Consider the following 14686-nt stretch of genomic DNA (forward strand, 5'->3'; position numbering starts at 1 on the left):
TCGCCGGGCCTCCGGGTCGGTACGGAACGGTCCCGAGCGGTACGGATCGGCTAGGGAACCAGCGCCTGCAGGTGCGCGGCGGCCCGCTCCACCGCTGGTTTGGCGTACGGCCAGGCGAACGTGCCGCCGGCCTCCCAGGTTGGGAACTGGTCGTTGTAGTGCCCCGACCCCGGATGCCCGGAGATCCCGGTGAGGTTGACCCACCGGGAACGGTCGAAGTCGGCGAGGTCGACCACCATCCGCATCGACGGGACGGCCCGCACGTCGAAGCCGGTCGCGGCGTTCCAGGCCGTCGCCAGCACCGCGTCCGTCCCGCCGGGCAGGTCGTATGGCCCGCGGTTGAACAACCGCTCCAGCGGCGCCACCCCGCTTCGCCCGAACGACTGGTCGACGAGTTCCAGCCGGTGCAGCCGCCCCCACCGCCACTCGGCCGGGTCCTTGGCCAGCCGACGGGTGAGGTCCCGGCGGGCACCCTCCAGCGCCCGGCGCAGGATGTCGTCGCGGTCCTCGCGTACTCCCTTGGTGCGCACGTCGTCCCACCACTGGCTGTTCGGCTCGCGCAGCAGACCGCGCACGACCTCCCACCACCGGTCACCGCCGGACGGCCAGGCGGTCCTCGGCAGCTCGTCGTGGAAGGTGTGGCCGAGCAACCTCGCCCAGACCGCGTTGAAGTACGCCGCCGGTGCGGAGTCGGCGCCCTGGCTGTAGTTCCAGCCCCTGAAGAGCCGCTGTGCCTGCGCGGTGAAGGCATCCACCCGGATCCGCAGGAGGTACGGCACCAGCATGGCGGCCGCCTCGTTGCGGGTGTCGGTCTGGATGGCCTGCATGTCGGCCACGCCGAGCCGCCCCTTGCGGCGGATCAGCTCGGCGATCAGGTCGCCGATCCGGTCGCTGCGGTAGCCGTAGGACCAGTGGTCGGCGAGCTGGAAGGGGTACGACGCCGGCGCCACCGCCTGGTTGGCGGTGACGATGTAACCCCGCGGCGGGTCGAACTCGGCCGGCAGCCGGTCGAAGGGCACCCAGCCGGTCCAGTCGTAGTCGCTGCTCCACCCCGGCACCGGCCAGCGGCCGTCGCTTCCCTTGCGGATCGGGATCCGGCCCGGCGCCTGGTAGCCGATGTGGCCGTCGACGTCGGCGTAGACGAGGTTCTGCGCCGGTGAGTCGAACAACTCCGCCGCGGCGCGGAAGGACTGCCAGTCGCGGGCGGCGTCGATGCCGAACAGTGCCTCCGCGGCCCTGCCCGGCTCCAGCGCGGTCCACCGCAGCGCCACCGCGGTCTGCCAGCCGCCGGCGCGCGACCAGCGGCCGACCCGGGACCCTCCGATCGCACGGCCCACCGAACTGTTCGCGTCGGACAACAGCGGGCCGTGCCGGGTGGACCGGACGATGAGCTCCACCGGGTGCCGGCCCCTGACCTTGATCGTCTCCCGCCGGGTGGTCAGCGGCTCCCGGGCCCCGTCGTACAGATAGCTGTCGCCGTCGATCCGCTCGACGTAGAGGTCGGTGACGTCGGCGCCCAGGTTGGTGAGCCCCCACGCGATCCGGTCGTTGTGCCCGATCACCACGCCTGGCATGCCGGAGAAGCCGAAGCCCGCGACATCGAACGGACAGTCCTGGCCGACCACGCGGCAGTGCAGGCCGATCTGGTACCACAGCGAGGGCATCTGGGGAGCCAGGTGCGGGTCGTTGGCGAGCATCGGCTTCCCGGTCGCGGTGTGGGAGCCCGCGACCACCCAGGAGTTCGAGCCGATGCCGGCGTTCGCGCCGTCGCCGACACCGAGCGATGAGGGCGCCGCGGCGAGGAACGCGCGGGCCTCCCGCAGCGCCCGCGCGGAGTCGGCGGGCAGGTCCGCGCGCAGGTCAGAATTCCGGCCGGCAGTCAGGTCGGCGGGCAGGTCTGCGGCGGCCGACGGCGAGTCGGGCGCCGGGGTGTCCGACTCGAGCGGGACGCCCGCCACGCGGCCGGGCATCCGGGCCGACCCCGCGCCGGGAACGGGACCGGACTCGCCCGCGCTGTCCGCCGTCGGCAGCCGGGTGACGATCGGCGGGTGCCGGTCGAAGGGGTACGCGGGGTAGAGCTGGTCGACGCGCTTCGGAGCGACCCTGGCCGAGTCGAGCGCCCGGGCGATCTCGTCGTCGAGGTTGCCCCGCAGGTCCCACGCCATCGCCTTCAGCCACGCCAGCGAGTCGACCGGTGACCAGGGCTCGGGGCGCTGCTCGGGCCCCAGCAGGCCGAGGGTGTACTCCACCGACAGGCGCGAACCGCTGTGGGTGTCGAGGTAGGCGTTGACGCCGTCGGTGAACGCCAGCAGGTAGCCGCGTACCGACGTCGGCAGCTGGGGGTACTCCTGCGCCGCCACCCGGCGCCAGCCCATCGTGCGCACGAACCTGTCGGTGGACACCAGCCGCGGGCCGAACCACTCCGCCAGCCGCCCGGCGGTGAGGTGCCTCCGGAAGTCCATCTCGTAGAAGCGGTCCTGCGCCTGGACGTACCCCTGGGCCTGGAACAGGTCCTCGGGGGTGTCGGCGTAGATCTGCGGTACGCCCTGCGCGTCGCGCCGGACCTCCACGGCGGCGGACAGGCCGGGCAGCCGCGCCTCACCGTCGTACCCGGGAAGCGACCGCCGAACCGCGACGATCACGGCGGCGCTGCCCGCGACCAGAACGAGCGCGAGCAGGGTCGCCAGGGCGACCGCGAGGCGCACCAGTCGTCGTTGCACGCTCCGCAGCCTAGTGGTTACACCAGGACGTTCAGGGCACGTCCAGGACACGCCCCGGACACCCCGGACGACGATCACAGCGGCCGCGACCGGCGGCGCAACAGCCACGGCCCACCGCCCGTAGCCCGCCGCCGCGGGCGGACCGGCCGGGAATTCGGCGCACGGCGATTAACGGAAATGCGGGAAAGCCGCCGCCGGAGAAACAAAAAACGGCAGCACAATTGAACGACGACAAAACCAGGCGCCTCGAAGAATAGCCCCCGACCGCCGTCGGTCGCGGAAGTATGGCACAACATCCGCAACGCCGTGGTCAAGAGGTGAACGTAGAGCCGGATCCGCGACGTCCCGGATCCGAAGGGTGGCCACCCGCCCTCGACCGGGACCGGCCAAGAACTTCACCGGGACCCCTTGCACTACAGGGCTTCCGACCGGTATAAGCAGATCACTTCGCTGGCTTCCGACCGCCCGGCCGGGGCGTCCGAGAAGGTCTGTGTGGGATCGATTCCAGCACGTAGCGCATTCTTGCCACAACCGGTTGTAGTTCCTTCCACATTCTGACGTTTAGTTTCTTCCAGACCCTTGGAACCCCGCCCCGGGCGGCATTAACATGCCCGAAATTACGCGCAGGTCTCCGAGTTGGGAGGCCTGACGCGCAGTGTCCGGAAGAGGTAACGAGACGGTCGCAAAACGATGACAATTCACCAGCACGCAACGCGGGTTCTGCGGGGGGATGCTCCCCGCCAGTGCCGTGCTGCCGTCTGCGCACCGCATGGCTCGCGCCGATGCGCTGGGCCTGTCGCCTCGGCGAGCCGGGCATGACCAACTTCACGACGCCGGGGGCCACGCCCACCAGGGCCGCCGCCCACCGCGCCGTCGTGACACCGGGGGGCGCCTGCGTTGGCTCTCTCCTGACCACTGCACAACGCGCACACGTATCCACGCGACCGGGGCGTCCAGATCGTCCTGCGGTGGGATCGCGCGGTACTGAATCACTTCGGGTTCGGCCAGTCGGCAACCTCCGGCGGTCCCTCGGGATGCCGGCCCGCAGCGCCTTGAAGGAAAGGGCACAGATCAAATGACCGGAAAGGCCATGCTCAACCGGCGGACGTTCCTTTACGGGTCCGCCGCCGCCGCAGGTGGCGTCATGCTCGGTGCGTGTTCGAGCGGCGGAGGCTCGACCTCCGGTGGCGGCCCGAAGAAGGGGTCGGGCGGTGGTGGTGGCGGCAACACCACGGCCGCCAAGGGTTCGGAGACGAAGGCACTTCCCAAGCCGTCGAAGTTCCAGGAAGCTCCGATGCTCGCCGAGCAGGTGAAGGCGGGCAAGCTGGACGCGCTTGAGAAGCGTCTCCCCGAGAACCCCTTCGTGATTCCCCACAAGTGGGTCAAGCCGGGCAAGTACGGCGGCAACCTGCTGATGATCAGCCCCTCCGCCACCGGTGGTGCGATCGACGCCTCCAACAAGGAGTACATGTACGGCCACACGCTGCTGCGTTGGCTGAACGACGGTCTGGCCATCACCGGTGGACTGGTCGAGTCCTGGGAGCACAACGCCGACGCCAGCGAGTGGACCCTGCACTTCCGCAAGGGCCTGCGCTGGTCGGACGGGCACCCCTGGTCCACCGAGGACATCATGTTCTGGTGGAACGACCTGGTGCTCAACACCGATCACAGTGAGACTCCGCCGGACGAGTGCAAGTCGGGCACCGGCAAGGTCGCCCAGCTGAGCGCGCCGGACGAGAACACCCTCAAGATGAAGTTCGACGCCCCCGCGCCGCTGACCGCCGACCGGCTGGCCATGTGGGTGAAGGGCACGAACGGCAACGGGCCCAAGTGGATGGTGCCGGCGCACTTCGCCAAGCAGTACCACCCGAAGTACAACAAGAAGGTCGGCAAGAACTGGGCATCGGCCGGCGGGCTCTTCGAGACCAAGGTCGATTTCTCGCGCAACCCCGACTGCCCGACCATGACCGGGTGGCGCCTCAAGTCCCTCAAGGAGGGGCGCACGATCGTCTGGGAGCGCAACCCCTACTACCACTGCGTCATGCCGAACGGCGACCAGCTCCCGTACGTCGACACCCTCAACATGTCGATCGTCCAGGACAAGCAGGTCGGCAAGCTGCAGATGCAGCAGGGCAAGCTCGACTACGTGCACGGCGCGTTCTTCGGTGTGGACCTGCCCGACATCTCCGCGATGAAGCAGTCGGCCAACACGTCCAAGCTGGACGTGATCTTGTGGGACGGCGGCTCGGGCACGAGCTCGGTCTTCTTCTTCAACTACGACCACAAGGACCCGAAGTTCCGCAAGCTCATCCGGGAGCCGAAGTTCCGCAAGGCGCTGTCGATGGCGACCAACCGGGCCGACATCCAGAAGGCGATCTACTTCAACACCGGTGAGAAGACCACCGGCACGCTGAGCCCGAAGGCCAAGGAGTACGTCGCCTACGACGAGGGCAAGCAGGTCTACCAGCAGTGGCGGGACTCCGCGCTGAAGTACGACCCGGAGGCGGCCAAGAAGCTGCTGGACGAGCTCGGCGTCGTCGACAAGGACGGCGACGGCTTCCGCGAGTTCCCCGACGGCAGCAAGCTGAAGATCTCGCTGGACTACCCCGCCGACACGGTGGACGAGCACAAGAAGAAGAACGCCTACCTCGAGCGGGACTGGAAGGCCATCGGCATCAAGGCCCAGCAGAACCCCGTCACGCCGGAGGGCTGGGGCGACCTGTGGAACACCGGCAAGCTCACCTCCACCACCGCGTGGGAGGTGGGTGACGGCCCCAACCACCTCGTCTACCCGCAGTGGCTGGTGCCGATCGAGAACAGCCGGTACTGCCCGCTCGAAGGTCAGTGGTACAACGTCCGCGGCACGCCCGACGAGGGCAAGCAGTTGAACGTCGACCCGTTCAAGCGGACGCCGCCGCGGATGGAGCCCGAGAAGGGCGGTCCGATCGAGCAGCTGTGGAAGATCTACGACAAGACCAAGGTCGAGCCGGACGAGATGAAGCGGACCAAGATGGTGTGGGACATGATCAAGATTCATGTCGAGCACGGTCCGTTCTTCCAGGGCTCGGTCGCCAACACTCCTCGGGTCGTACTCGCCCGCCAGGGCCTGATGAACATCCCGAAGAAGGAAAACCTCGCCCAGGGTGGGTTCGCCAACCCGTGGATCCACCCCACACCGGCGGTCTATGACCCCGAGACCTTCTTCTGGGACAACCCCGACCAGCACAAGGTCTAAGGCGCACACGTGGGTGGGGGCGCCGATCGGCGCCCCCACCCTCTGCCGCCTCGCCCCACCGGGATCGACTGATCGGGAGACGCACAGATGGTCGTTTTCATTGTTCGGCGTTTGCTCTACATGATCCTCACGCTCTTCATCATCTCGATCGTCAGCTTCGTGATGATCCAGGCGCCGCCCGGAGACGCACTGACGGCCGAGATCCAGCGACTGCGCAGTATCGGCAACAACGTGTCGCAGGACCAGATCGACGCTCTCAAGACGCGCTACGGCCTGGACGACCCGGTGATGGTGAAGTACGGCAAGTGGATCGGCGGTTTCGTGAAGGGCGACTTCGGTCAGTCGTTCACCTACCGCCAGCCGGTCGGCGACCTCATCTGGGGCCGTCTCGGGCTCTCGGTCATGCTCGCCGGCGGCGCGCTCGTCATCGCCTGGTTGATAGCCATACCCATCGGGGTCTACTCAGCGACCCATCGATATTCGTTACCCGACTACATCATCACTCTGTTCCAGTTCATCGGCGTGGCCGTGCCCGAGTTCCTGCTGGCACTGGTCGTCCTGGTGTTCGCCGCGAGGTTCCTGGGGTCCGACGTCGGCGGGTTGTTCTCCGCGCAGTATCAGGACGCCCCCTGGAGCGGCGCGAAGTTCGTCGACTTCCTCAAGCACCTGTGGATTCCGCTGGTCGTCATCTCCGCGAGCAGCACCGCCTGGCTCACCCGCGTGATGCGGGCCAACCTGCTGGACGTTCTGAACCAGCAGTACGTCCAGACCGCCCGTGCGAAGGGCGTCCTGGAACGCCGGGTGATCTGGAAGCACGCCACCCGCAACGCCGTGCACCCGCTCATCATGGCGCTGGGTACGACGTTGCCGGTCCTCATCTCCGGTGAGGCGATCGTGAGCATCGTGCTCAACCTGCCCACGACCGGACCGCTGTACCTGCAGGCGCTGCTGAACCAGGACATGTATCTTGCGGCCACGCTGCTGATGTTCTTGTCGATGCTGCTGATCGTCGGCAACCTGCTCGCCGACATCGCACTGGCCTGGGTCGACCCCCGGGCCCGGTCCGCCGAGTGAGAGGGCGCCACTGATGGCGATTCTGCAAGAACCAATCTCCCAAGAGCACGCGGCGCCCGTGGAGAAGGGCTCCGACGTCGGCGAGATCCCCCAGTGGCGGTTGATGGCGCGGCGCTTCAAGCAGAGCAAGCTCGCGGTGGCCGGCGGGATCATTCTGCTGGTGATGTACGGCATCGCGTTGTTCGCGCCGTTCCTCGCGCCGTACGACGCGAACGCCGTCAACTCCGACCGGGCCAACGCCTCACCGGCGAAGCTCACCTGGAAGGGCGGGCCGGCGGTCTGCGGCGTGGCCCAGACGCTGAACAAGGACACCTTCACCTGGGAGTACAAGACCGACTGCAACAAGCCGACGCCCATCCACTTCTTCGTCAAGGGTGCCGACTACAAGATCTTCGGTCTCATCCCGACCACCACGCACCTGTTCGGGGTGGACAAGCCCAACACCGTCTACGTCTGGGGCGCCGACGACCAGGGCCGGGACATCTTCAGCCGTACGATCATCGGCTCGCGGGTCTCCCTGACCATCGGTCTGGTGGGTGTCGGTATCGGCACGATCCTGGGCGCCATCATCGGCACGATCTCCGGCTACTTCGGTGGCCTCGTGGACAACGCCCTCCAGCGCATCATCGAGATCATCCTCTCGGTGCCGACGCTGCCGCTGTGGGCGATGCTGGCGGCGATCCTTCCCCGCGACATGACGGTGACCAAGCGATATCTGTTCATCACCGTCATCCTGTCGCTGGTGGGCTGGGCAGGCCTGGCCCGGCAGATCCGCGGAAAGGTGATGTCGTACGCCGGTGCGGACTACGTGGCCGCGGCCCGGGCCGCCGGCAGCGGGCACGCCCGGGTCATCCTCACCCACATGGTGCCCAACGCGATCAGCCACCTGGTGGTGGTGACCATGCTGGCGATTCCGACGACCATCATCGCCGAGACGTCGCTGTCGTTCCTCGGTATCGGCATGCTTCCACCGGCGGTCAGCTGGGGTGTGCTCCTGCAGGACGCGCAGAAGGTGCAGGCCGTCCAGCAGTACCCCTGGATGCTCATCCCCGCCGTGGCGGTGGTGCTGGCGGTGACGTGTTACCAGCTGCTCGGTGACGGCGTACGCGACGCGGTGGACCCCTATGGCTAGGCCGTACCCGCACACCATCGGCATCCGCGGCACGAGCGAGGCGGGGCGCCACCTGGGCGTCCCGGCCTCGTTCGGCAACGAGGAGAGACAGGGGTCTCGACATGAGTGAGGCAACCATCAGCAACCCCTCCACCAAGATGGCCGCCGACGCCGTCGTCAGCGTCCGCGACCTGCAGGTGGAGTTCCCGACCCAGATCGGCGTCGTACGGGCGCTGAACGGCGTCACCTTCGACGTTCCCCGCGGCCGGGTCCTCGGGATCGTCGGCGAGAGCGGCTCCGGCAAGAGCGTCACCGCCCGCGCGATCCTGCGGATCATCGAGCGGCCGGGCCGGATCACCAACGGCGACATCCTGTTCCGGCCTGGTCTGGAACGGAAGGGCGGTGGCCGGGCCACCAAGCGCAACCGGGGCCGCACAGGAGGGGCCAAGGAAGCCGCGCCCGAGGCCGGCACGACGGACGGGAGCGACACCGCGACGCGGGCGCCCGCCGAGAACTCCCAGGGCGTGGTCGACCTGACCTCGCTCGACCCGACCGGTGACCGGATCCGGGCCATCCGCGGCCAGGAGATCTCGATGATCTTCCAGGAGCCGATGACCTCGCTGAACCCCGTCTACACCGTGGGCGACCAGATCGCCGAGGCGATCCTGCTCCACCAGACGCCGGACCGGAACGAGGCCAACAAGCGGTCCGTGGAGATGCTGCGCCGGGTGGGCATGCCCAACCCCGAGCGCATCGCCAAGAGCTATCCCCACCAGCTCAGTGGTGGTATGCGTCAACGCGCGATGATCGCGATGGCGCTGTCGTGCACGCCGACCCTGCTGATCGCCGACGAGCCGACCACTGCGCTCGACGTGACCACCGAGGCGCAGATCCTGGAGCTGATGCGCGAGCTGCAGGACGAGTACGGCATGTCGATCATGTTCATCACCCACAGCATGGGCGTCGTGGCCCAGTTGTGCGACGAGGTGGTCGTCATGTACCTCGGGCGGGTGGTCGAACGCGCTCCGGTCGACGACATCTTCCACGACCCGAAGCACCCCTACACCGTCTCGCTGCTGCGGTCGATCCCCCGGATCGGCGTCAACCGCGGGACGCCGCTGGAGGTCATCAAGGGCTCGGTGCCCGATCCGTACTCCGTCGTTCCGGGCTGCCCCTTCCACCCGCGCTGTCCAAGTGCGATGAAGGGGTTGTGCGACACGGTGCTGCCGATCGAGGCTCCGGTGGAAGGAAAACCCGACCACAACGTGCGGTGCCACCTCTACCCGGGCAGCACACCTGCCGAGGCCGCGTCCGCCGCCGCGGGCAAGTAGGAGGAATCGTGAACGACGTTTTGCTCGAGGTCACCGACCTCAAGAAGCACTTCCCCATCAAGCAGGGCTTCCTGAGGCGGACCGTCGGCCACGTGAAAGCCGTGGACGGAGTCAACCTCTCGGTCAAGCGCGGCGAGACCTTCTCGGTCGTCGGGGAGAGCGGTTGCGGCAAGAGCACCACCGGCCGGACCATCCTCCGGCTGGAGGAGCCCACCGACGGCTCGGTGGTCTTCGACCACTCCGAGCTGGGCAAGGTCAACATCGAGAAGGCCGACAACAAGACACTGAAGCGGATCCGGCCGGAGATGCAGATCATCTTCCAGGACCCGTTCTCGTCGCTCGATTCGCGGATGACGGTCGGCCGGATCATCGCCGAGCCGATGATCATCAACAACACGCTGTCCGGGCGGGCGCTGCGGGACCGGATCGCCGAGCTGCTCACCGTGGTCGGGCTGCGGCCCGAGCACGCCAGCCGCTACCCGCACGCGTTCAGTGGCGGCCAGCGCCAGCGCATCGGGATCGCCCGGGCACTGGCGCTGAACCCCAAGCTGATCATCTGTGACGAGCCGGTGTCAGCGCTGGACGTGTCGGTGCAGGCCCAGGTGCTCAACCTGCTGGAGGACCTCCAGCAGCGCTTCGACCTGACGTACCTCTTCATCTCCCACGACCTCAGCGTGGTCGAGCACATCTCGGACCGGGTCGCGGTGATGTACGTCGGGAAGGTGGTCGAGGTCGGCACCACCGACCAGCTCTTCTACAACCCGAAGATGCCCTACACCGAGGCGCTGCTGTCGTCCCTTCCGCAGCCGGACCCGCGCAAGCGGACCCGGCCCACGCTGCTCACCGGCGACGTGCCCAGCCCGGCCAACCCCCCGTCCGGCTGCTACTTCCACACCCGGTGTCCGTACGCTCAGGACATCTGCCGGACCGAGGAGCCGCCGCTCCGCGACACCGGTGACAACCACATGGCAGCCTGTCACTTCTCCGACACCCTCGAGCTCAAGGGCGCGAGCCGCCTCACCGAGGTCCCGGTGGCGCCGGAGGTCATGACCAAGCAGGCGGAGAAGCAGCAGGCGCAAAGGCAGCAGGAGGCAACGAAGTGACCACTCCCGTCCGCGAGGGGCGGCCCCGGTTCACCGGGGTGAGCACCTACCAGGACCCGATGGGGCGGTTCTCGTTCCGGTTCCCGTCCGACTGGTACCAGTTCGAGTTGGACGAGGACCGGGAGGGCGTGCTGTTCTCCCCCGAGGAGGACGACCCCAAGACGTACTTCGCGGCGTGGGTCAGCAAGCTCGACGACCACGTGGTCGCCGAGGACCTGGACACGATCCGTGAGGGCATCGAGGCGGGGCTCGCCCAGCTGCCCGGGTGCGAGGTCGAGAGCCGCAAGGACGACCTGCTCGGCAACCTCGTCAAGCTGGAGCGGGTCTACACCTTCGAGGAGGAGGGCACCGTCCGGAAGCGGCGGGTCTGGACCCTCTACGTCGACACCTGGCGGATCGTGCTGGTCTGGCAGGGTTCGACCGTCGACGAGTACGACTACTGGCTGCCGATGGGCAACTACTCGTACGCCACGTTCGAGATCCCCGAGGCGCTGTGGTTCGCCACCGACCGGGACCTGAAGGCGTTCGACTGAGGTGCCGCGCCGGTGGAAGTCCGGTGATCGTCGTTGGTCTCCGAGGCAAGGACGGCTTAGCAGTCCTTGCCTCGGAGTGCTAATCTTTGCTGCGGTATCGCCTTGGCCAGGCCGCCTTCGACCGGGTCGCCGAGGCCGGCGAAGGTCTTCAGACCGTGCACATGGAGGGTGGCAGTGCCTACCTATCAGTACTCCTGCGTCGACTGCGGCGAGCAGCTTGAGGCCGTCCAGAAGTTCTCCGACGACCCGCTGACCGTGTGCCCCGCGTGCAGCGGCAAGCTTCGCAAGGTCTTCAGCGCCGTCGGTGTGGTCTTCAAGGGTTCCGGCTTCTACCGCACCGACAGCCGTAACGGCCAGCAGCGGTCCGGTGGCAACGGCAGCAACGGCAGCAAGGACTCCGGGTCCAAGGAGTCCAGCGGGTCCGGCAAGGAGTCCGCGAGCACCTCGTCCGACTCCGGTTCGTCCGGCTCGAACGGCTCCTCCGGCTCGGGCAGCGGGTCCGGCAAGGACTCCGGGTCCAAGGCGGGCACCGCCAGCGGCTCCGGATCCTCCAACGCCGCCTAGTTCGTTTCCTGACCGCCGGCGTGAGCCGGCGGAACTTCGTTCGTACGCACTGCCGCCCTCGGTCGAGGGCGGCAGTGCGTATGTCCGGGTCAGGTGGGCCGTCGTGGGCCGGCCGTCCGCGCCGGCCGTCCGTGCCGGCCGTCCGTGCCGGCCGTCTGTGCCGGCCGTCCTGGGCGGCCCCGGTTTTCGTCCACAGACCGTGGTTCGGCGCTTCTGAGCGGCCCGGCTGTGGACAACCGCCTCCGGGTGAGCTCGGCTGCCTAGCCTCGTTGGCATGTCCCGCCGCCGCTTCGTCACCTCGCGCCCCGACGCCTCGCCCACCGACCCGTTCGGCGCGGGTGGGCTGTCCTCGGCAGCCTCGAGTGCCGGCCTGCCCGGCTCCCCCGGGCGGGCACACGACCGCACCGGCCGGCGAGGGGTCCTGAGAGAGGTCACCCGGGCGATCTCCCGGCATCGCCGACTGGTCGCGGCCGGGCTGGCCGCCGCGGGCGTCGCGCTGGCCCTTCACCTGCTGGCACCCGAACCCCCGCGCACCGTCGCCGTCCTGGCGGCAGCACGCGACCTCTCCGGCGGTGCGCCGCTCACGCCGGCTGACGTGCGCGAGGTCGCGCTCCCTCCCCAGGTCGTCCCCGCCGGTGTCCTGCTGCCCGGCGACCCGCGCTCCGGTGGGCCGGGACGCCGCGGTGCCGTGGTTGCCGGTCCCGTCCGGGCGGGCGAGCCGCTCACCGACGTCCGGCTGCTCGGCCCCGACCTGCTGGCCCGGGTGCGATCCTCCACCCAGGTGGTGGCGGCTCCCGTACGCGTCGCCGACCCCGGCTCACTTGCCCTCGTCCGGCCCGGCGACCGGATCGACCTGCTGGCCGCCGACACCGGCGTCGACCAGGCGGCTGCCCGTCCGGCCCGGGTGGTGGCCACCCACGTCCGGGTGCTCGCACTGCCGGGCAGCACCGGCGAAGGGGCGAACGGCTCGGGAGGCGACGACGGCGAGCCGCTCGGCGGCCTCGGCTCCGGCGGCTCGGTCGAGACCGGCGGCGAGGGCGGCCTGGTCGTGGTGGCGGTGCCGGCGGAGACGGCCGCCGACCTTGCCCGCGCGGCCGTGACGTCGCGGATCTCCCTCGTGCTGCGGGCGGTTCCCTGACCCCGCCCCGGGCCTGACTCGGACAGCGGGTGATGTGGCGAAGCCGGGGGACGGTAGGTTCCGGCAACGACCGAACACGGCCTGGGAAGGAGCCCGATGTTCAAGGGGTTCAAGCAGTTCCTGATGCGCGGAAACGTCCTCGACCTCGCGGTCGCGGTCGTCCTGGGCGCGGCGTTCACCAAGATCGTCACCGGGCTGCTCGACGGTTTCATCAACCCGCTGGTGGCGGCGATCTTCGGCAAGCCCGACCTCACCAACGTGGGAGGCTTCACGGTTCACCACGCGCACTTCAGCCTCGGGCTGATCATCGACGCGGTGTTCAACTTCCTGATCATCGCCGCCACGATCTACTTCCTCGTGGTGGTGCCGGTCAACCGGCTGGCGGCCCTGCGCCGGCACCGTCACGACCCCGAGGCCGCCCCGGAGGTTCCACCTGCCGAGGACATCCTGCTGCTCCGCGACATCCGCGACCTGCTGGCCGAAGCGCGCGAGCAGCGAGACGGCCAACATGGCCGTGCCGGCGAACTGCGGCGAGACGGAGCCGGCGACCAGAGCCCGGGCCGCGACCTGCCACCGGCTCCACCCGGGCAACCGACGGTCTCCCGCTGACGGCCGCCCCCAGCCGGGCTGGGGTTGCCACTGCTTCCTACCGGCTTCCTACTGGCCGTGGTGGGGCGGCACCTCGTCGCGCAGGCGGCGGTCGGCGTCGTCCTCGGACCCGTCCCGGTCGCCCCAGCGCTCCGGGTCGTCCTCAGCCGCTCGATCTGGCAGCAACGGGCCGATCGCATCCGCACGTCGGCCGGAGCGGCGAGGCTGCCTGGGTTCGTCCATGTCCTCGATGATGCCTCCTCGTCGCGGCGCCGGGGTGATCCGCCCCGCCCACACCTTCCCCGTCCCCGTCACCTGGCGGAACGGGGGCCGACCTAGGATCCCGGCATGGCCCGACGGACCGGTGGACCCGCTCCGCGCACCGGTCCCGACACCGGTGCCGGCCAACCGGGCTCCGCCGGCTGGTCCCCCACAGAGCAGGACGCTCAGCCCGACGGCGCACGAACCGCCCAGAGGGAAGCCGGCGAGCGGCGCCGGGCCGGCGTGCGCGCCCGGGTTCCCGTCGTCCTCGCCGTTCCCGCCTTCGTCGGGTTGGCATTCCTGGTCGTCCCGCTGTTGGGCCTGGTGGTCCGGGCACCCTGGTCCGGACTGGTCGAGGAGCTGGGCCGGCCGGAGGTCTGGCAGGCCCTGCGGCTGTCCCTGGTGTCGGCCACACTCGCCACCCTGGTCGCGCTGGTGCTCGGCGTCCCGCTCGCCTGGGTGCTCGCCCGCAGCACGCTCCCGGGTCGCGGACTGGCGCGCGCCCTGGTGACCGTCCCGCTCGTCCTGCCCCCCGTCGTCGGTGGGGTCGCGTTGCTGCTCGTCCTCGGCCGTCGCGGCCTGGTGGGCCAGTGGCTGGACGCGTGGTTCGGCCTGTCCCTGCCGTTCACCACCGCGGCCGTGGTCCTCGCCGAGGCCTTCGTCGCCACGCCGTTCCTGGTGCTGAGCGTCGAGGGAGCCCTCAGGGCGGCGGACCGTCGTTACGAGGACGCCGCCGCCACGCTCGGCGCCTCGGGCTGGCTGACGTTCCGCCGGGTCACCCTCCCCCTGGTCGCCCCCGGCGTCGCGGCCGGCGCGGTGCTCGCCTGGGCCAGGGCGCTGGGCGAGTTCGGGGCCACGATCACGTTCGCCGGCAACTTCCCGGGGACGACGCAGACGATGCCGCTCGCGGTGTACGTCGCGATGGAGACCAGCCCCGACGCCGCCATCGTCCTCAGCCTCCTGCTCCTCGTCGTCTCGGTGGTGGTGCTCGCCGCGCTGCGCGACCGCTGGGTGCCCCGATGAGAACG

At 69.3% G+C, this 14686-nt stretch carries 11 protein-coding genes and 1 pseudogene; 10 read left to right on the forward strand and 2 right to left on the reverse strand.

Annotation, left to right across the window (positions count from 1 at the left end; all coding sequences use genetic code 11):
* Positions 1-50 precede the first annotated feature (50 nt).
* Positions 51-2720: a penicillin acylase family protein gene (locus BLU27_RS00650; protein WP_092649571.1), complete on the reverse strand. Its 2670-nt coding sequence runs from the start codon at positions 2718-2720 to the stop codon at positions 51-53.
* A 1075-nt stretch (positions 2721-3795) separates the two neighbouring features.
* Here BLU27_RS00650 and BLU27_RS00655 point away from each other — a divergent pair.
* From BLU27_RS00655 to mscL, 9 genes and pseudogenes are all read left to right on the forward strand, one after another.
* Complete coding sequence (locus BLU27_RS00655; RefSeq protein WP_092649573.1) at positions 3796-5955, forward strand: ABC transporter substrate-binding protein; 2160 nt, start codon at positions 3796-3798, stop codon at positions 5953-5955.
* An 87-nt stretch (positions 5956-6042) separates the two neighbouring features.
* Entirely contained in the window at positions 6043-7029 is a 987-nt protein-coding gene (locus BLU27_RS00660) for an ABC transporter permease (protein ID WP_092649575.1), read from the forward strand.
* A 13-nt stretch (positions 7030-7042) separates the two neighbouring features.
* Positions 7043-8161, forward strand: coding sequence for an ABC transporter permease (locus BLU27_RS00665; RefSeq protein WP_092649577.1), 1119 nt, complete (start codon positions 7043-7045; stop codon positions 8159-8161).
* 101 nt (positions 8162-8262) lie between these two features.
* Complete coding sequence (locus tag BLU27_RS00670) at positions 8263-9471, forward strand: ABC transporter ATP-binding protein (protein ID WP_092649579.1); 1209 nt, start codon at positions 8263-8265, stop codon at positions 9469-9471.
* A gap of 8 nt (positions 9472-9479) precedes the next feature.
* Positions 9480-10574, forward strand: a complete 1095-nt coding sequence (locus BLU27_RS00675) for an ABC transporter ATP-binding protein (protein WP_092649581.1) — start codon at positions 9480-9482, stop codon at positions 10572-10574.
* Complete coding sequence (locus BLU27_RS00680) at positions 10571-11107, forward strand: hypothetical protein (RefSeq protein ID WP_092649583.1); 537 nt, start codon at positions 10571-10573, stop codon at positions 11105-11107. The genes BLU27_RS00675 and BLU27_RS00680 overlap by 4 nt, the downstream gene beginning before the upstream one ends.
* A gap of 174 nt (positions 11108-11281) precedes the next feature.
* Positions 11282-11572: pseudogene (locus tag BLU27_RS00685) on the forward strand (FmdB family zinc ribbon protein); the annotation flags it as partial.
* Positions 11573-11945: 373 nt separating this feature from the next.
* Entirely contained in the window at positions 11946-12809 is an 864-nt protein-coding gene (gene cpaB / locus BLU27_RS00690; protein WP_092649587.1) for a Flp pilus assembly protein CpaB, read from the forward strand.
* Positions 12810-12905: 96 nt separating this feature from the next.
* Entirely contained in the window at positions 12906-13418 is a 513-nt protein-coding gene (gene mscL, locus BLU27_RS00695; RefSeq protein WP_092649589.1) for a large conductance mechanosensitive channel protein MscL, read from the forward strand.
* A 48-nt stretch (positions 13419-13466) separates the two neighbouring features.
* On the opposite strand, the gene BLU27_RS29455 is transcribed toward mscL, so the two are convergent.
* On the reverse strand, positions 13467-13640 hold the full coding sequence (locus BLU27_RS29455; RefSeq protein ID WP_172804840.1) for a hypothetical protein: 174 nt from the start codon (positions 13638-13640) through the stop codon (positions 13467-13469).
* 105 nt (positions 13641-13745) lie between these two features.
* On the opposite strand from BLU27_RS29455, the gene BLU27_RS00700 reads away from it, so the two are divergent.
* Positions 13746-14681 carry an ABC transporter permease gene (locus BLU27_RS00700; RefSeq protein WP_092649591.1) on the forward strand — a complete coding sequence of 312 codons (936 nt, stop codon included), beginning with the start codon at positions 13746-13748 and terminating at the stop codon, positions 14679-14681.
* Positions 14682-14686 lie beyond the last annotated feature (5 nt).

The organism is Actinopolymorpha singaporensis (genome assembly GCF_900104745.1).
Classification (GTDB): domain Bacteria; phylum Actinomycetota; class Actinomycetes; order Propionibacteriales; family Actinopolymorphaceae; genus Actinopolymorpha; species Actinopolymorpha singaporensis.